Source organism: Streptomyces herbicida, assembly GCF_032656585.1.
GTDB lineage: Bacteria > Actinomycetota > Actinomycetes > Streptomycetales > Streptomycetaceae > Streptomyces > Streptomyces herbicida.
On record NZ_JAUYWJ010000017.1, the window covers coordinates 1 to 18437 of the forward strand.

Sequence of the window (18437 nt, forward strand, 5' to 3'; positions counted from 1 at the left end):
GAATGTCCGACGGACGGGGTATCAACATATCTGGCGTTGACTTTTGGCACGCTGTTGAGTTCTCAAGGAACGGACGCTTCCTTTGTACTCACCCTCTCGGGCTTTCCTCCGGGCGCTTCCCTTCGGTCTTGCGTTTCCGACTCTATCAGACCTTTTCTCGATCCGATTTCCTCGGTGCTTTCCAGGTTCCCGCTTCCGCGATTCCCTTTCCGGCGGTTCCGACTTTATCAGAGATTCTGAGTCGGATTTCCACCCGCTTCGGGGAGATCTCCTGCGCGCACACGTGCGGCCGGGGTTCCCGTTCAGGCGGAGCCGTAAACGTACTGGAGCGGGGCGCCCCGATGCAAATCGAGGCGCCCCGCTCCGGGTTCACACGTACGAGGGGTCGTACGTGTGTCAGACCTCCACGACGACAGGGAGGATCATCGGCCTGCGCCGATAGGTGTCCGAGACCCACTTGCCCAGCGTGCGGCGGACGAGTTGCTGCAGCTGGTGGGGTTCCACGACGCCGTCCTGTGCCGACCGCTCCAGTACTTCGGTGATCTTCGGGATGACCTCTCCGAAGGCCGAGTCGTCGATACCGGAGCCGCGGGCGTGGACGTGCGGGCCGCCCGTGATCTTTCCGGTGGACGAGTCGATCACCACGAAGACCGAGATGATGCCCTCGTCGCCGAGGATCTTGCGGTCCTTGAGCGCCGGCTCGCCGACATCGCCGACCGAGAGGCCGTCGACGTACACATAGCCGGCCTGGACCTTGCCGGAGATCTTCGCCTTGCCCTCGACGAGGTCGACGACCACGCCGTCCTCGGCGATGACGATCCGGTCGTGCGGTACGCCCGTCAGGGCGCCCAGCTCGGCGTTGGCCCGCAGATGGCGCCATTCGCCGTGCACCGGCATCAGGTTCTTCGGGCGGCAGATGTTGTAGAAGTACAGCAGCTCGCCCGCGGAGGCATGGCCGGAAACATGCACCTTGGCGTTGCCCTTGTGGACGACGTTCGCGCCCCAGCGGGTCAGGCCGTTGATGACGCGGTAGACCGCGTTCTCGTTTCCGGGGATGAGGGACGAGGCCAGGATGACCGTGTCACCGTCGACGATGCGGATCTGGTGGTCGCGGTTGGCCATGCGGGACAGGGCCGCCATCGGCTCGCCCTGGGAGCCCGTGCAGACCAGGACCACCTCGCTGTCCGGCAGGTCGTCCAGCGTCTTGACGTCGACCACCAGGCCCGGCGGGACCTTCAGATAGCCGAGGTCGCGGGCGATGCCCATGTTGCGGACCATCGAGCGGCCGACGAAGGCGACCCGGCGGCCGTACTCGTGTGCCGCGTCCAGAATCTGCTGGATGCGGTGGACGTGGCTGGCGAAACTCGCCACGATGATCCGCTTGCGGGCACCCGCGAAGACCTGGCGCAGGACGTTGGAGATGTCCCGCTCGTGCGGGGTGAAGCCGGGGACCTCGGCGTTCGTGGAGTCGGTGAGGAGGAGGTCGATGCCTTCCTCGCTCAGCCGCGCGAACGCGTGCAGGTCCGTCAGGCGGTTGTCCAGCGGCAGCTGGTCCATCTTGAAGTCGCCCGTGTGCACCACCATGCCGGCAGGAGTGCGGATGGCCACGGCCAGGGCGTCCGGGATGGAGTGGTTGACCGCCACGAACTCGCAGTCGAAGGGGCCGACGCGCTCGCGGTTCCCTTCGGCCACCTCCAGGGTGTACGGGCGGATGCGGTGCTCCTGGAGCTTCGCCTCGATGAGTGCGAGGGTCAGCTTGGAGCCGATCAGCGGGATGTCCGGCTTCTCGCGGAGAAGGTATGGAACGCCGCCGATGTGGTCCTCGTGGCCATGGGTCAGGACGATGCCCTCGATGTCGTCGAGGCGGTCCCTGACGGACGAGAAGTCCGGCAGGATCAGGTCGATTCCGGGCTGCTCCTCCTCGGGGAAAAGCACTCCGCAGTCGACGATCAGCAGGCGGCCGCCGTACTCGAAGACCGTCATGTTCCGGCCGATCTCGCCGAGGCCACCGAGCGGGGTGACCCTCAGGCCGCCTTCGGGGAGCGGCGGGGGCGGGCCCAGTTCAGGATGCGGATGACTCAAAAGACTCTCCTCACCACGCGCGCCACGTACCGGTAGGGCACGTGGCGCGCGTGACGTTCGTGCAGAAGCAGTTGTCGTTGTGGGGTGCAGGCACCGGTGTCCTGCCTATTCAGTTGTGAAGTCTGGTGTCAGAGCTGTACCCCGCCCGCAGCAAGATCGATCTTGAGCTGGGCGATCTCCTCGGCCGAGCACTCGACCATGGGCGCGCGGAGCGGGCCGGCGGGCAGGCCCTGGAGGGCGAGTGCGGCCTTGGTCGTCATGACGCCCTGGGTGCGGAACATGCCCGTGTAGACCGGGAGCAGCTTCTGGTGGATCTCGGTGGCCTTCTGTACGTCGCCGGAGGTGAAGGCCTCGACGAGGGCCCGCAGGTCCGGAGTGACCACATGGCCGACGACCGAGACGAAGCCGACCGCGCCCACGGAGAGCAGCGGCAGGTTGAGCATGTCGTCGCCGGAGTACCAGGCCAGGCCGGACTGGGCGATGGCCCAGCTGGCGCGGCCGAGGTCGCCCTTGGCGTCCTTGTTGGCAACGATTCTCGGGTGCTCGGCGAGGCGGACGAGCGTTTCCGTGTTGATCGGGACGCCGCTGCGGCCGGGGATGTCGTACAGCATGACCGGCAGCTCGGCGGCGTCGGCGACGGCCGTGAAGTGCCGGTACAGGCCTTCCTGCGGGGGCTTGTTGTAGTACGGGGTGACGACCAGGAGGCCGTGTGCGCCCACCCGCTCGGCGGCTCGCGCCAGCTCGATGCTGTGGTGGGTGTCGTTGGTGCCGACGCCGGCCACGATGTGGGCCCGGTCGCCGACGGCCTCCAGTACGGCTCGTACGAGGTCCGATTTCTCCGCGTCGCTGGTGGTGGGGGACTCACCGGTGGTGCCGTTGATGATCAGGCCGTCGTTGCCTGCGTCCACCAGGTGGGTGGCGAGCCGCTGCGCGCCGTCGAGGTCAAGTGCGCCGTCCGCCGTGAAGGGCGTGACCATGGCGGTGAGGACCCGCCCGAAGGGGGTCTGCGGAGTGGAGGTCGGAGCCATGGGTAACACGCTACTCGCTGCTCAATACGTGGTCTGCCCTTGGGGTGCGGGGAAAGTCATGACAAATGTGGAGCCCGGCACTGCCTGCTCGGGGGTTCAAGCAGTGCCGGGTCCGTTTGATCAGGCTAGATGAACTTCCACAAATGCCGCAATACGGACACTTCACCCGGCTGACCCGCAGACCTGTACCGCGCTACGGAGCGACGCGGCCGTTGGCGTTGAAGGCGGCGTACGTCAGCGGCATGAGCTCGGCCCATGCGGCCTCCATCTTCTCGCCGACCATCTCGATCTCCCGCTGCGGGAAGGACGGCACCTTGGCCAGCTCGTGCTGGGTGCGCAGGCCCAGGAAGTGCATCAGCGAGCGGGCGTTGCAGGTCGCGTACATCGAGGAGAACAGGCCGACCGGGAGGACCGAGCGGGCCACCTCGCGGGCGACACCGGCGGCGAGCATCTCCTGGTACGCCTCGTACGCGTGGACGTACGAGTCCTCCATGACGCGGCCGACCAGCTCCTGCTGGGCCTGGGTGCCCTCCACGAAGACGTACTTGCCCGGGCGGCCCTCCTGGACCAGCTTGCGGGACTCGTCGGGGACGTAGAAGACCGGCTGGAGCTCGCGGTAGCGGCCGCTCTCCTCGTTGTACGACCAGCCCACGCGGTGCCGCATGAACTCGCGGAACACGAAGATCGGGGCGCTGATGAAGAACGTCATCGAGTTGTGCTCGAAGGGGCTGCCGTGCCGGTCCCGCATCAGGTAGTTGATCAGGCCCTTGGAGCGCTCCGGGTCCTTCGTCAGCTCGTCCAGGGACTGCTCGCCGGCGGTGGAGACGCGGGCGGCCCACAGCACGTCGGAGTCGGCCGCGCTGTGCTTGACCAGCTCGACGGTGACGTCACTCCGGAAGCTGGGCTTGAGGGCGTCGGCGGGGGTGTCGGTCACGGCTCGGAGGGTCCTTCCATCACTTCTCTCGGGCGGCGCCCACTCTACGGCCCGGCACTGACATCGGGGCGTTCGGTACCGGGGCGCGACATCTTCGGCGAACTTCGGAGAACTTCTGTGAATTCGGGGCAAGAGGGCACCATTTGCGTCTCTCGTTCGTCTGTGTTCATGAGACCCACCCGTTCGATCCCCGAAGGGAGACGCAGTCCGATGTTCCGTCGGCGCGAGCCCGTCCCGTTCGCCTTCCTCGCCGAAGCCGACACGTTCCGCAGCAATGTCGCTCCCCCGCCCCGTCAGCGGTCGTCCGTTGGTCAGGTGGCCGGGCGCTGGCTGCTGGGGCTCACGATCGTTGCCGGGCTCGTGGGCTCCGTGATCCTCGGTGGGCCGGCGCTGTCCACCCCCTCCGCCACGCAGACCCAGCAGTCCCAGGCCTCCCAGGGGCACTGACCCTTCCGGCCCCCCAAGGGTGGTGAGCGTACACACAGGCGGATAGCCTCACCGGGCACAGCCCATGCATGGAATGAGTGAGGACCAGCCGTGCCCCTGCCCTTCCTGACGGCCGACCGCACCTTCGAGGCAGCCGACGACGTCGCCCTGCCGTACGACGACCGCACGCGCTGGCGGCGCCCCTACCGGCCCGGGCCGTGGCGGGTGGCCGTCGCGGCACTGTGGCTTCTCCTCGCCTCGTATGTGCTGTTCGCGGCCGTCCTCATCGCCCTGACCGGCTCGCCGTCCTCCGCCGCAGTGATCCTCTGCATCGCGCTGGCCATCATCGCCGGGGCGCTGCGGCTGCTGCGCATGGGCGTGTGGGTGAGCGAGCGCGGGGTGCGCCAGGTGGCCTTCCTCGTGACGCGTACGGTGCCCTGGAAGCGGGTGGTCTCGGTGCACACGGTGCAACAGCCGGTGCGCTGGCTGGGGCTGCCGCGCACGGTGCAGGGCCAGGCGCTGACCTTCGTACGGAAGGACCGCGCCGCCGAGGACACGGCGCCCCTGCTGACCACGCACGGCCTGGACTTCCTGGGCCGATCCTCGGCCTTCGACAGGGCCGCGGACGCCGTGGAGGCATGGGCGGCGGAGTGCGGCCGGAGCTGACGCCCGGGGCGACGTGACAGGCCGGTCCGCTGCGGTGCGGGCCGGCCTCTGCTTTGTTCGGATGCGGCCGTGGGTCCGTTGCAAACGTTCACGGCACAATGCAGCGGTGTTGCCGCTCGTGGGCGACGCGAAAAGGCTCGGTCCGCGGTGATGCGAGCCGCCCCTTCCTTCGCATGTGCGGCCCCGGGTCTGCAGGTGCGGCCGAGGGGCCGCTGAAGACGCGGACGGCGAAATACGGCGGGACTGACACCCTGAGCGACACGAAACGCCGGTCCTCGACAGCTCGGGCCAACCCCTCCGTCGCACACGTGCGGACAAAGGTCCGCTGCGGTACATCGGCGGCCAGTGATCCCGGCCGGCCCCCTGCTGCATGCGCGGCCGAGTGTCGGCCGGGCCGACGCCGGAGACGACGCGAAGGGGCCGGTCCGCTGCAGTGCAGGCCGGCCCCTTCCACGTACGCGTCCGGGTCAGGTCCGGGCGGGCTTGCCGGCGTGGAGGGCGATTGCTCGTTGCATTGCCCTGCGGGCTCGGGGGGTGTCGCGGGCGTCGTGGTAGGCGACGGCAAGGCGGAACCAGCTGCGCCAGTCGTCCGGGGACGCCTCCGTCTCGGCCTTGCGCTTGGCGAAGACCTCGTCGGCCGAGTCACGGTCGATACGGCCGCCGGGGGTGCGTTTGAGCTCGTCGACGGGCAGGCCGCCCTCCGCGTCGAGCTCGGCGGCGAGCCGGTTGGCGTTGCGGACGAACTGGGTGTTCTTCCACAGGAACCACAGACCGATGACCGGCAGGATCAGCACCGCGACCCCGAAGGCGACGGTGATGAGCGTGCCGGACTGGATGAGCATGATGCCGCGGCTGCCGACCAGGACGAAGTAGAAGACCAGGACGGCGGCCGTCACGGCGTAGGAGATCTTCGCGCGCATGTGCTGGGGTCCTCGGGTCAGCCCAGGTCCAGGAAGTGTTCCAGGCCGAAAGTCAGGCCCGGGGTCGACACCACGCGGCGGGCGCCGAGCAGGATGCCCGGCATGAAGCTGCTGTGGTGCAGGGAGTCGTGGCGGACGGTGAGGGTCTCGCCCTCGCCGCCCAGCAGGACCTCCTGGTGGGCCAGCAGGCCGCGCAGGCGGACCGCGTGCACCGGAACGCCGTCGACGTCGGCGCCCCGGGCACCCTCCAGGGCCGTCACGGTCGCGTCCGGCGCCGGGGCCGTGCCGGCCGCGCGGCGGGCCTCGGCGATGAGCTGGGCGGTGCGCGTTGCGGTGCCGGACGGGGCGTCGACCTTGTTCGGGTGGTGGAGTTCGACGACCTCCACCGACTCGAAGTACGGTGCCGCGATCTGCGCGAACTTCATGGTCAGGACGGCCCCGATGGAGAAGTTCGGCGCGATCAGCACGCCGACCTCAGGGGACTGGGCGAGCCAGCCCCTGAGCTGCGCGAGGCGCTCGTCGGTCCAGCCGGTCGTGCCGACGACCGCGTGGATGCCGTGGCGCACGCAGAAGTCGAGGTTGCCCATCACCGAGGCGGGGGTGGTCAGTTCGACCGCGACCTGGGCGCCGGTCTCCGCCAGCGTCTCCAGCTTGTCGCCCCGGCCGAGGGCGGCGACCAGCTCCATGTCCTCGGCGGCCTCGACCGCCCGTACCGCCTCGGAACCGATCCGGCCCTTGGCACCGAGGACCGCCACGCGCAGCTTGCTCATCTTCTTGCTTCCTAACCGGAGATGTTCGGGCCGGGGGTGTTCAGCCGGAGGGTTTCAGGCGACGGCGTCGTGCAGCCGGGAGGCCTGCTTGTCCTTGAGCGGGCCGATGACCGACAGCGACGGGCGCTGTCCCAGGATGTCGCGGGCGACCTCGCGGACCTCGTCCGGGGTCACGGCCGCTATCCGGGTCAGCATGTCGTCGACGGACATCTGCTCGCCCCAGCACAGCTCGCTCTTGCCGATACGGTTCATCAGCGCGCCCGTGTCCTCGAGCCCCAGGACGGTCGAGCCCTGCAACTGCCCTATCGCGCGACCGATCTCGTCGTCCGACAGACCGTGCTCGGCCACGTGGTCGAGCTCGTCGCGGCAGATCTTCAGCACATCGTGGACCTGCGAGGGACGGCAGCCTGCGTACACGCCGAAGAGACCGCAGTCGGCGAAGCCGGAGGTGTACGAGTACACGCTGTAGGCCAGGCCGCGCTTCTCCCGGACCTCCTGGAAGAGACGGGAGGACATGCCGCCGCCGAGGGCCGTGTTCAGCACGCCGAGCGCCCAGCGGCGGTCGTCCGTGCGGGCCAGGCCCGGCATGCCGAGGACGACGTGCGCCTGCTCGGTCTTGCGGCCGAGGAGCTCGACGCGGCCCGCGGTGCGGATGCTGCGCCGGCCGTTGCGGGGCGCGACGGGCTCGGCCGCAGCGGTCTTGAAGGCGCCCGCCTTGTCGAAGGCGGCACGGACCTGTCGTACGACCCTGTTGTGGTCGATGTTTCCCGCGGCCGCGACCACCAGGTGGGTGGGGTCGTAGTGCTTCTTGTAGAAGCGGCGGATGCGGTCGGCGGTCAGGGCGTTGACCGTGTCGACCGTGCCGAGGACCGGGCGGCCGAGGGCGGTGTCGCCGAACATCGTGTGCGCGAACAGGTCGTGCACACAGTCGCCCGGGTCGTCCTCGGTCATCGCGATCTCCTCGAGGATCGCGCCGCGCTCGACGTTGACGTCCTCTTCGAGGATCAGCGAGCCGGTGAGCATGTCGCAGACGACGTCGATGGCGAGCGGCAGGTCGGTGTCGAGCACGCGCGCGTAGTAGCACGTGTACTCCTTCGCCGTGAACGCGTTCATCTCGCCGCCGACCGCGTCGATGGCGGAGGAGATGTCCAGCGCCGACCTACGGCCGGTGCCCTTGAAGAGCAGATGCTCCAGATAGTGCGTGGCACCGTTCAGGGCGGGCGTCTCGTCGCGGGAGCCGACGTGCGCCCAGATGCCGAAGGTCGCCGAGCGCACGGAGGGCAGGGTCTCCGTGACGATGCGCAGGCCGCCCGGGAGGGTGGTCTTGCGGACCGTACCGATGCCTCCGGTGCCCTTGATCAGGGTTTGGGTACGGGCGACGGCCCGCGCCTCCGAAGAGGTGCGGGCCGTCGCCTTGGAGCTACTCGACGTCACTTGTCGGTGTCGTCCTTCGTGTCCTCGGCGCCCGCGGCGGAGCCGCTGTCGGATGCGGATTCCTCGCCCTCGATCACGGGGATCAGGGAGAGCTTGCCGCGGGAGTCGATCTCGGCGATCTCGACCTGGACCTTCTGGCCCACACCGACGACGTCCTCGACGTTCTCCACGCGCTTGCCGCCGGCCAGCTTGCGGATCTGCGAGATGTGCAGCAGACCGTCCTTGCCGGGCAGCAGGGAGACGAACGCACCGAAGGTGGTCGTCTTCACGACCGTACCGAGGTAGCGCTCGCCGACCTCGGGCATCGTCGGGTTGGCGATGCCGTTGATCGTGGCGCGGGCGGCCTCGGCGGCCGGGCCGTCGGCGGCACCGATGTAGATGGTGCCGTCGTCCTCGATCGTGATCTCGGCGCCGGTGTCCTCCTGGATCTGGTTGATCATCTTGCCCTTGGGGCCGATGACCTCACCGATCTTGTCGACCGGGATCTTGACGGTGATGATCCGCGGGGCGTTCGGGGACATCTCGTCCGGCGTGTCGATCGCTTCCATCATCACGTCGAGGATGTGGAGACGGGCGTCACGGGCCTGCTTGAGGGCCGCGGCCAGGACGGAGGCCGGGATGCCGTCCAGCTTGGTGTCGAGCTGGAGGGCCGTCACGAACTCCTTGGTACCGGCGACCTTGAAGTCCATGTCACCGAAGGCGTCCTCCGCACCGAGGATGTCGGTGAGGGTGACGTAGTGCGTCTCGCCCTCGATCTCCTGGGAGATCAGACCCATGGCGATACCGGCGACGGGAGCCTTCAGCGGCACACCGGCGTTCAGCAGCGACATGGTGGAGGCGCAGACCGAGCCCATGGACGTCGAGCCGTTGGAGCTCAGCGCCTCGGAGACCTGGCGGATCGCGTACGGGAACTCCTCGCGCGTCGGCAGCACCGGCACGAGGGCGCGCTCGGCGAGGGCGCCGTGGCCGATCTCGCGGCGCTTCGGGGAGCCGACGCGGCCGGTCTCGCCGGTGGAGTACGGCGGGAAGTTGTAGTTGTGCATGTAGCGCTTGCGGGTCACCGGCGAGAGGGTGTCCAGCTGCTGCTCCATGCGGAGCATGTTGAGGGTGGTGACGCCCAGGATCTGGGTCTCGCCACGCTCGAACACCGCGGAACCGTGCACGCGCGGGATGGCCTCGACCTCGGCGGCGAGCGTACGGATGTCCGTCACGCCACGGCCGTCGATGCGCTTCTTCTCCTTGATCACGCGCTCGCGGACCAGCTGCTTGGTGAGCGAGCGGTACGCGGCGGAGATCTCCTTCTCGCGGCCCTCGAACTCCGGCAGGAGCTTCTCGGCGGCGAGCGTCTTGACGCGGTCCAGCTCGGACTCGCGCTCCTGCTTGCCCGCGATCGTCAGCGCGGAGGCGAGCTCCGGGCGGACGGCGGCGGACAGCGCCTCCAGGACGTCGTCCTGGTAGTCGAGGAAGATCGGGAACTCACCGGTCGGCTTGGCGGCCTTCGACGCGAGGTCGGCCTGGGCCTTGCAGAGCACCTTGATGAAGGGCTTCGCGGCCTCCAGACCGGCGGCGACGACCTCCTCGGTCGGGGCCTCGGAGCCGCCCTCGACCAGCTGGATCGTCTTGTCGGTGGCCTCGGCCTCGACCATCATGATCGCAACGTCGCCGTCCTCCAGGACGCGACCGGCGACCACCATGTCGAAGACGGCGTCCTCGAGCTCGGTGTGCGTCGGGAAAGCGACCCACTGGCCACGGATCAGCGCGACGCGGACGCCGCCGATCGGGCCGGAGAAGGGCAGACCGGCCAGCTGCGTGGACGCGGACGCGGCGTTGATCGCCACGACGTCGTACAGGTGGTCGGGGTTGAGGGCCATGATCGTCGCGACGACCTGGATCTCGTTGCGCAGGCCCTTCTTGAAGGACGGGCGCAGCGGGCGGTCGATCAGACGGCAGGTGAGGATCGCGTCCTCGGAGGGACGGCCCTCACGGCGGAAGAAGCTGCCGGGGATCTTGCCGGCGGCGTACATCCGCTCCTCGACGTCCACCGTCAGGGGGAAGAAGTCGAGCTGGTCCTTGGGGTTCTTGGATGCGGTGGTGGCCGACAGCACCATGGTGTCGTCGTCCAGGTACGCAACGGCGGAGCCGGCGGCCTGCTTGGCCAGGCGGCCCGTCTCGAAGCGGATGGTACGGGTGCCGAAGGCGCCGTTGTCGATGACGGCCTCGGCGTAGTGGGTCTCGTTCTCCACTAGCGTTTTCTCCTCGTCTTCGTCCCTGGCTGCCCGTATGGCAGGGGGACGGTTGCGGAGAAGCGCTCCGTGCGGTGCGGGCCGGTCTTCGATCGAAGCACCCGGGGCTCACTTCCCCCCGGGGGCCACTACCGAGGACCGGCGGCGGCGAGGTGCGCTTCTCCTCTTCTTGTTGTGCTGTGTCGTCCGTAATGCGTTATGCGTTGTGCTACCACACTACAAAGCGTGAGTGACAGTCCGCACGTTTCCGCACGTACGGCAAAGGGAGCGGTCCCCGATCGTTTCGGGAACCGCTCCCTTCACAGCGTCTTACTTGGCGCCCGCGGCACCACGGCGGATGCCGAGGCGGTCGACCAGCGTACGGAAGCGCTGGATGTCCTTCTTGGCCAGGTACTGCAGCAGCCGGCGGCGCTGACCGACCAGGATGAGCAGACCACGGCGGGAGTGGTGGTCGTGCTTGTGGGTCTTGAGGTGCTCCGTCAGGTCGGAGATCCGACGCGAGAGCATGGCGACCTGGACCTCGGGGGAGCCGGTGTCGCCCTCCTTGGTACCGAACTCGCTGATGATCTGCTTCTTCGTAGCGGCGTCGAGCGACACGCGTACTCCTCGTAGTCTGGTGTGGCCACCGAGTGCCCCCGGTCTTTGTCTCGGGGGAGCTTCCGTTACTCGGGAGGCGGGGATCCGCTGAGCGCGGCCTCCAGGGCTGCAGGGGCTACCTGCGGGTGCTCCGGGGGTGCGTACACAAACGGCCGTCGACCAGGGTACCAGGCGCGGAACGGCGCCTTCTCCCGGGTTTCGGAACCGCCCGGTCCGGAGGGGATCGGCCACTAGGGTGAGCGTGCTGATCGTACGTACGTCGGGAAGGGGTCGCTTCGGGATGGCGGAAACGGAAGCGGAGATCAAGGCGCGCAAGGAGCGAGAGCGGGACGAGCTGTACGCCCTGGACATCTCGGACGTCGAGTGGCACTGCGCGCCGGGTACCGAGGAGCACGAGGAGCGGGTCGAGATCGCGTACCTCCCCGCAGGGGCCGTGGCCATGCGGTCGTCCCTCGACCACGGCACGGTCCTGCGCTACACGGAGGCGGAGTGGCGGGCGTTCGTGCTCGGTGCGCGGGACGGGGAGTTCGATCTGGAGCCGACAGCGCGCAACGGGGGGCACGCCGCGGAGTGAAGGGCGCCCCACGTATCGATCGTGGAGAGCTGCGTGGACAACAGAGGGCGGCACACGCGCGTGCCGCCCTCTTTCGTGCCCGTGTACCGGGCCCGGCCGTCAGTGCTTCAGTCCGGCGCTTCCGATGCCTATCGCCATGAGCACCGAGTCCTTGGGGTACTTGTCGTCGCGGACGAGTTCCCGTTTGCCGAAGAAGACCCGGCCCTGCTCGAAGACGATGTCCGACTGCTCCGGGTCGCTGAGCTCGGCGTCGTCGTCCTCCGGGAGCTGGAAGAAGAGCAGCGGGGTCTCCTTGTCCGTGCGCGCGTTCCAGCTCACGACGGCCGCCGGCGCCGAGACGCCGGCGCCGCGCCGGTAGATGAGGAGTTCGTCGCCACTCATCCGCAACGGATAGATCATCTGGAGATTCCGGCCGTCGAACTTGCCCTGGCTCTTGCCGGTCTTCAGGTCGAAGGCGACGATCCAGTCCGACGGCTGATCGTTGGAGATGTTCTCCTTGCTCATCACATAGACCTGGGTCCGCCCCACGACCAGTCCGTCGCAGTTCTCCAGGACGCCGAAGTACGCCGAAGAGAAATAGCGTGTGCCGCACTTGGCGTCGTAACCGGACAGGGAGACGGTGGCGAGGCGCCGGCCCCCGGCGTCGAGCGAGATCAGGTCGGTCGCCTCACTGTCCCCGGCCCCGACGGCCAGCACGGGCGGGTCGGAGGAGGGCAGATAGACGGCGCTGACCCCGCTCGCGACCTTGTACGTCCACCGGGGCTTGCCGGTGCGCGGGTCGAGCTTCTGCACCTCGTAGGTGGCCGCGGTCCCCTCACCGCAGGCGACCAGGGCGAGGAGCGCGCGGCCTCCCGCGAATCCCTTGTCCTCGCACCGGGAGACGGTCGCGCTGTCCCAGAGCTTCCTGCCGTCCTTCATGTCGTAAGCCACCGAGCCGTGCCCCCAGGCGACGGCGACGACGCCCTTGGTCAGGGTGAGGTTGGTGTTCGTGACGTACGCCAGCTGCGGCGAGGGCATCTTCTTCTGCCACAGCTTCTTGCCGGTGTTCAGGTCGAAGAACACCACCTGGTCGCAGACGCCGTCCTGCTTGGAGCCCTTGGCGTGCGGCGGCTGAATGACGACGGCGGTACGGCCGTCGGCGGTGACGTGTCTGCTGGTGGCGCAGATGTGGCCGTCCAGCTTGAGGGTCCAGGCCGTCTCGTCGTACGGCGGCTTGATCCTGAGGCCCACGATCCGGTTGGCGACACCACGGGCGAGGATCTTTCCGGTGGCCCAAGTGCCGGGTGCGTACCGCGGGTTGGTCTCGGTGGATTTGGAGACGTCCTTCTCGTCGTGCTCGACGGCCAGTTGCCCCTCGGGGGAACTGGGGACCTTCTCGACCGTTTCCCTGATGGCGTCCGGGCTCTGGGCGACGGCCGCCGCCCTGCCGTCGGCGTGCGCGCTGTCGTCCCCCGCGAACGACAGGAACAGGCCCGTTGCGACGAGCCCGACGACCACGAGGACGGCCAGGGCTCCCCACAGCCACGCACGACGGCGCTTGCGGGTCGCCTGGTCGGCGGCCAGGGTGGATTGGGTGTAGACGGACGGGGGTGGGCCGAAGCTCACGCGTGGGGATCCTTTTCTGCTCTGTTTCTGCTTCTGCTCTGCTGGGAGTGCATGATCGGCACCCAGTGTGCCGGTGAATCTTCTTACGGAGCACGTCGATTCGGGCCCGGCAACGATCACCTCTCTCCACATTCCGCCTGACTTGTTCACAGATATTGCCCGGATTGTTCGTCAATGCGTGGACTGCGTACGGCACTTCCGGGCACGTTGTCACGCGGTGGGCCGTTGCTCAGGGGTGGACGGGCCTGCCGAGGTGGGGCGTGCGGTGATTAGGCTGGGACCGGGCGCGATGCCAGAACCCGTGGACCGGGCGTCGGCGGCCGAGGGGGAGAGCCGGTGGATCGGACTACCTCGAACGACTTCGGACGACTGAGAACGACACGAACATGGTCGCCCCGGCACGGCATGAGGGTGCGACCACACCAGGAGGAACTGTGAGCAGCGATCGGGACGGGATCCGCGGGGGCTGGGCCACACCCGGCGATGACCAGCCCGACGCCGAGTCCGCCATCGAGACGACGGGCGAGTTCACCATCGACTACGCACCGCCCGCCTGGTACACCCAGAACGCGTCGTCCGGGGCCTCGGAGGGTTCGGACGCGGGTTCGGGTGCCGGTGGGGCCTCCGGTGCGCCGTCCCGGCCCACGGGGGCGGCCGGGCCGGGGGGTTCGCCGTTCCCGGCGGGGGCTCCGCTTCCGGGGCTGACTCCTCCCCCGCACGCGACTCAGGCGGCCGGGGCTCCGGCACCTGGGGCGCCGTTCAACCCGCCTCCGCCCGCGCCCGCACCCGGTGCGCCATTCACTCCGCCCGCTCCGGCCGCCCCCGCGCCGGGGGCGCCTTTCACGCCGCCGGCTCCTCCGGCTGCCGGCCCCGGCGCGCCGTTCACGCCGCCCGCGCCACCCGCGCCGCAGGGCGGGAGCCCCGTCGCCGTGCCCAGGCTGCCGGTGGGGAGCGGGTTCGAGCCGCAGCAGCCGCAGTCGGAGCCTTCGGCTCAGCAGCCCGCGGATCCCGCGTCGCCTGCGGCCCTCCCGAACATTCCGGCCGACGGGTACCAGGCCCAGTGGGCTCCGTCCGCGCCCTCGGTGCCTCCGGCTCCGCTCGCCGCACCCGTTTCGCCCGCTCCTCCGGTCTCGCCTGCCGCTCCGGTCGCGGACGCGCAGGAGTCCGGCGGCGGTGACCTGGAGAGCGGCGCGACCATGCGGTTCTCCGCCGTTGCGCTGAAGCGCGAGATCGCCGAGGTCGCGGAGCGCAAGGCTGCGGCCGAGGCCGCCGTCGAACCCGAGAAACCCGAGAAGGGTGCGGGTGACGACGACTCCGCGAGCGCCGACGTGGTCGTGATCGGGGCCGACGAGCCCGGGGACGCTGCTGAGGCGCCGGTGAGCGAGGAGGAGGACACCGGGTCCGTGTCCGCGGAGGCCGAGGCCGAGGAGGTCGCGCCGCAGGCTGCCGCTGCGGAGGAGGTGGAGGCGGACGAGGACGTCGAGTCCGCCGAGGCCGAGGCCGACTCCGTGGAGATCGAGGCCCAGGCCCAGGCCGAGACCGAGTCCGAGACCGAGTCCGCCGAAGCCGAGCTCACGGAAGACACTCCTCAGGGTGACGCCGTGTCGGATGACGCCGATGACGCGGTTCAGGACGACGCGGTTCCGGACGCAGTTAGGGCTGCGGCCGAGACCGCCGAAGCCACGGCGGAAGCCGAAGCCGAGTCCGAAATCGCCGACGAGACACCCGTGGAGCCCGAGCCCGCCGAAGACGCGCCGCCTCAGGACTCCGTCCCTGCCGACGCCGAGCCCATGGACGCCGTACCGCAGGACAGCGCGCCCGAGGACAACGTCCCCCAGGACGCCGTACCGGCCGCACCCCCCGCGCCGCAGGACGCGCCGCCCGCCTGGGCTCCCCCGCCGGCGCCGCAGGGCGGGCTGCCACCGCTGCCGCCGTCGTACCAGCCCGCCGCTCCCGCTCCGGCGGCCCAGTGGCCCGTACAACCTGCGCCGCAGCAGCCGGACCCGGTGCCCGGTCCGCCGCAGCCCGCGGCCGCGCAGGGCCCGTCCGCCGTGCCGCCGGCCCCGCAGCAGCCGTTCCAGCCCCAGGCACCGCAGCCCGCACCGGCCGCCTGGAACCCGCCCGCAGCCCCGCAGCCGGGTCAGCCCTACGCCCCCGGTGTCCCGGCGGCGGCACCGCAGCCTCCGGCACCCCAGGCTCCCGTCGTACCCGACCCCCAGGACGGCTACGGCTTCCCGCACCCCGGCACCCCGGCCCCGGCGGCTCCTCAGCCGCCCAACCCCCAGAGCGGCTACGGCTTCCCGCACCCCGGTGCCCAGGCCCCGGCAGCCCCTCAGCCTCCGGCACCGCAGCAGCCCAACGCCGTTGCCCCGCCCCAGGCTCAGCAGCCGACCCCGGCTCCGGCCCCCAACACGCCCGCCGCCTACGGCTTCCCGCAGCCGGGCGTCCCCACCCCGCCGGCGCCGGACGGCTACGGCTTCCCGCAGCCCTCAGGCACTGCGGCCGCACCCGGCACCCCGGGCGCGCCCAACTCCCCCGCTCACCCGGGCGGTTACGGCTTCCCGCAGCCGCCCGCCCCGCAGGGGCAGCCCGGGCAGCCCGACGCCCCGCAGGGCTTCCCCGGGCAGCCGCAGCAGGCCCAGCAGCCCGGTCAGGCGCCGCAGGCTCCGCACGACCCTCAGGCCCCCCAGGCCGCCCAAGCCGCCCAGATGCCGCAGCAGCCGGTCGACCCCCGGGCCGGAGCCGCCTGGCCGCAGCCCATCCGGCACGATCAGCGGCAGCCGACCAACCCGGGGGCCGCGCCGCTCGGTTACACCGCCGCCGTGGAGCTGTCGTCGGACCGGCTGCTCAACAACAAGAAGCAGAAGGCGAAGAGCGGACGGCCCGCGGCGGCGCCGAGCCGGTTCAAGATCGGCGGCAAGAAGGAGGAGGCCGAGCGGCAGCGCAAGCTCGACCTGATCCGGACGCCCGTGCTGTCCTGCTACCGGATAGCGGTCATCAGCCTCAAGGGCGGTGTCGGCAAGACCACCACGACCACCGCCCTCGGCTCGACGCTCGCCTCCGAGCGCCAGGACAAGATCCTCGCCATCGACGCCAACCCGGACGCCGGTACGCTCGGCCGCCGTGTGCGCCGCGAGACCGGGGCCACCATCCGTGACCTCGTCCAGGCGATCCCGTACCTCAACTCGTACATGGACATCCGGCGGTTCACCTCCCAGGCCTCCTCCGGCCTGGAGATCATCGCCAACGACGTCGACCCGGCCGTCTCCACGACCTTCAACGACGAGGACTACCGGCGTGCCATCGACGTGCTCGGCAGGCAGTACCCGATCATCCTCACCGACTCGGGCACCGGACTGCTCTACAGCGCCATGCGCGGTGTGCTGGACCTCGCGGACCAGCTGATCATCATCTCGACGCCCTCGGTGGACGGTGCGAGCAGCGCCAGTACGACGCTGGACTGGCTGTCCGCGCACGGGTACGCCGACCTCGTGTCGAGGTCCATCACCGTCATCTCCGGTGTGCGTGAGACCGGCAAGATGATCAAGGTGGACGACATCGTCAGCCACTTCGAGACGCGCTGCCGCGGTGTCGTGGTCGTACCCTTCGACGAGCACCTCGCCGCCGGCGCCGAGGTCGACCTCGACATGATGCGCCCGAAGGTGCGCGAGGCGTACTTCAACCTCGCGGCGATGGTCGCCGAGGACTTCGTACGGCACCAGCAGGCGCACGGGCTGTGGACCAACGACGGCAACCCGCCGCCGGTGGCCGCCCCGCCGATGCCGGGCCAGCCCCTTCCGGGTCAGCCGGGTCAGCCGTACCCGGGCCAGCCGTACCCGCAGCAGGCTCCGGCGCAGCCGTACCCGCCGCAGCAGCCCCAGCCGCCGCAGCCTCAGCCGCAGCCGCAGCCGCCGGCCCAGCCCTACCCCCGGGCTCCGGCGCCCGGCCAGCCGTACCCGCCGCAGCAGCAGGGGCAGCCGTACCCGCAGCCCGGCCAACCCGGCCAGCCGGGGCAGCCGTACCCGCCGCAGGCCCCGCCCCAGCAGTAGGGCGACAGAACGAAGGGCGGCCGGTGCCTCGAAGGCACCGGCCGCCCTTGTGTGACGACGCTTGTCGTCGCGCGCCTACTCGTCCGCCGCGATCAGCTCGCGGCAGCGCTTCACGTCCTCGGCCATCTGCTCCAGCAGGGCCTCGAGGGAGTCGAACTTCGCCTGACCGCGCACATAGTCCAGGAAGTCGACGCCGACGTGCAGGCCGTACAGGTCGAGCCCCACGCGGTCGATGGCGTACGCCTCCACCGTGCGCTCGGTGCCGTCGAACTGCGGGTTCGTACCGACGGAGATCGCGGCCGGCATGACCTCGCCCTGGGCGTGGAGGTAGCCCGCGTAGACGCCGTCGGCGGGGATCGCGGTGTGCGGCAGCGTCTCGACGTTGGCCGTCGGGAAGCCCAGCTCGCGGCCGCGCTGGGCGCCGCGGACGACCACGCCCTCGACGCGGTGCGGGCGGCCCAGGATCTCGCGGGCTCCCTCGACGTCGCCCTCGGCGACCAGGCGCCGGGTCAGGGTCGAGGAGAAGGGCTCGCCGCCGCCCGCTGCACCGGACACATACAGGTCGACGACCTCGACCTCGAAGTCGTAGACCTTGCCCTGCTCGCCGAGGAACTCGACGTTCCCCGCGGCCCGGTGGCCGAAGCGGAAGTTCGGGCCCTCGACGACCGCCTTGGCGTGCAGCTTGTCGACCAGGACCTTCACGACGAACTCGGCGGGCGAGAGCTTCGAGAACTCGCTGGTGAAGGGGAGGATCAGCACCGCGTCCACGCCCAGGTCCGCCATCAGCTCCGCGCGGCGGTGGTGCGGGGCGAGCAGCGGCGGGTGGCTGCCGGGGCGGACGACCTCGCTGGGGTGCGGGTCGAAGGTGACGACGACGGAGGGAACGCCCAGCTCACGGGCGCGGTCCACGGCGTGCTTGATGATCAGCTGGTGGCCGCGGTGGACTCCGTCGTAGGAACCGATGGTGACGACGCTGCGCCCCCAGTCCTGGGGGATGTCCTCCAAGCCACGCCAGCGCTGCACTGTGACCGCTCCTCGAACCCGTGTCCGTATCTACCGACCTGTTACGCAGGTCTAAGGGTGCCATGCCGTGCGCCCCTGGCCCGCAT

14 protein-coding genes and 1 pseudogene are annotated in these 18437 nt (G+C 70.0%); 5 read left to right on the plus strand and 10 right to left on the minus strand.

Features of this window, described 5'->3' with window-relative positions; genetic code table 11:
- Positions 1–396: 396 nt before the first annotated feature.
- From Q8A52_RS31725 to thyX, 3 genes are all read right to left on the minus strand, one after another.
- Positions 397–2082 carry a ribonuclease J gene (locus Q8A52_RS31725; protein WP_316757705.1) on the minus strand — a complete coding sequence of 562 codons (1686 nt, stop codon included), beginning with the start codon at positions 2080–2082 and terminating at the stop codon, positions 397–399.
- Positions 2083–2210: 128 nt separating this feature from the next.
- Positions 2211–3110 carry a 4-hydroxy-tetrahydrodipicolinate synthase gene (gene dapA, locus Q8A52_RS31730; protein WP_316757707.1) on the minus strand — a complete coding sequence of 300 codons (900 nt, stop codon included), beginning with the start codon at positions 3108–3110 and terminating at the stop codon, positions 2211–2213.
- A gap of 193 nt (positions 3111–3303) precedes the next feature.
- Positions 3304–4044 (minus strand): FAD-dependent thymidylate synthase, encoded by a 741-nt coding sequence (thyX, locus tag Q8A52_RS31735; RefSeq protein ID WP_316757709.1) that lies wholly within the window; start codon positions 4042–4044, stop codon positions 3304–3306.
- Between the two features lie 210 nt (positions 4045–4254).
- Here thyX and Q8A52_RS31740 point away from each other — a divergent pair, with 210 nt between their 5' ends.
- A complete protein-coding gene (locus tag Q8A52_RS31740; RefSeq protein ID WP_316757711.1) occupies positions 4255–4491 on the plus strand; it encodes a hypothetical protein in 237 nt (78 codons plus the stop codon).
- Positions 4492–4581: 90 nt separating this feature from the next.
- Complete coding sequence (locus tag Q8A52_RS31745) at positions 4582–5136, plus strand: hypothetical protein (protein ID WP_316757713.1); 555 nt, start codon at positions 4582–4584, stop codon at positions 5134–5136.
- 467 nt (positions 5137–5603) lie between these two features.
- On the opposite strand, the gene Q8A52_RS31750 is transcribed toward Q8A52_RS31745, so the two are convergent.
- From Q8A52_RS31750 to rpsO, 5 genes are all read right to left on the minus strand, one after another.
- A complete protein-coding gene (locus Q8A52_RS31750; RefSeq protein WP_316757715.1) occupies positions 5604–6056 on the minus strand; it encodes a tetratricopeptide repeat protein in 453 nt (150 codons plus the stop codon).
- Between the two features lie 17 nt (positions 6057–6073).
- Positions 6074–6826 carry a 4-hydroxy-tetrahydrodipicolinate reductase gene (dapB, locus tag Q8A52_RS31755; protein WP_316757717.1) on the minus strand — a complete coding sequence of 251 codons (753 nt, stop codon included), beginning with the start codon at positions 6824–6826 and terminating at the stop codon, positions 6074–6076.
- Positions 6827–6880: 54 nt separating this feature from the next.
- Positions 6881–8260: a M16 family metallopeptidase gene (locus Q8A52_RS31760; RefSeq protein ID WP_316757719.1), complete on the minus strand. Its 1380-nt coding sequence runs from the start codon at positions 8258–8260 to the stop codon at positions 6881–6883.
- Positions 8257–10503, minus strand: coding sequence for a polyribonucleotide nucleotidyltransferase (locus Q8A52_RS31765; RefSeq protein WP_316757720.1), 2247 nt, complete (start codon positions 10501–10503; stop codon positions 8257–8259). Before Q8A52_RS31765 ends, Q8A52_RS31760 begins: the two co-directional genes overlap by 4 nt.
- Before the next feature lie 309 nt (positions 10504–10812).
- Positions 10813–11100, minus strand: coding sequence for a 30S ribosomal protein S15 (gene rpsO, locus Q8A52_RS31770; RefSeq protein WP_033529274.1), 288 nt, complete (start codon positions 11098–11100; stop codon positions 10813–10815).
- 280 nt (positions 11101–11380) lie between these two features.
- Between rpsO and Q8A52_RS31775 the strand changes: the two genes are divergently transcribed.
- Positions 11381–11674, plus strand: coding sequence for a DUF397 domain-containing protein (locus Q8A52_RS31775; protein ID WP_316757722.1), 294 nt, complete (start codon positions 11381–11383; stop codon positions 11672–11674).
- A 99-nt stretch (positions 11675–11773) separates the two neighbouring features.
- Here the strand turns inward: Q8A52_RS31775 and Q8A52_RS31780 are convergent, their stop codons facing one another.
- A complete protein-coding gene (locus Q8A52_RS31780; protein WP_316757724.1) occupies positions 11774–13279 on the minus strand; it encodes an outer membrane protein assembly factor BamB family protein in 1506 nt (501 codons plus the stop codon).
- A gap of 386 nt (positions 13280–13665) precedes the next feature.
- Between Q8A52_RS31780 and Q8A52_RS49165 the strand changes: the two are divergent.
- Positions 13666–13797, plus strand: a pseudogene (locus Q8A52_RS49165) (SCO5717 family growth-regulating ATPase); the annotation flags it as partial.
- Positions 13798–14208: 411 nt separating this feature from the next.
- Positions 14209–17328 carry a MinD/ParA family ATP-binding protein gene (locus Q8A52_RS31785; protein WP_408649286.1) on the plus strand — a complete coding sequence of 1040 codons (3120 nt, stop codon included), beginning with the start codon at positions 14209–14211 and terminating at the stop codon, positions 17326–17328.
- Between the two features lie 75 nt (positions 17329–17403).
- Here Q8A52_RS31785 and Q8A52_RS31790 read toward each other — a convergent pair whose 3' ends face one another.
- Positions 17404–18351: a bifunctional riboflavin kinase/FAD synthetase gene (locus Q8A52_RS31790; protein ID WP_316757728.1), complete on the minus strand. Its 948-nt coding sequence runs from the start codon at positions 18349–18351 to the stop codon at positions 17404–17406.
- Positions 18352–18437: the final 86 nt, after the last annotated feature.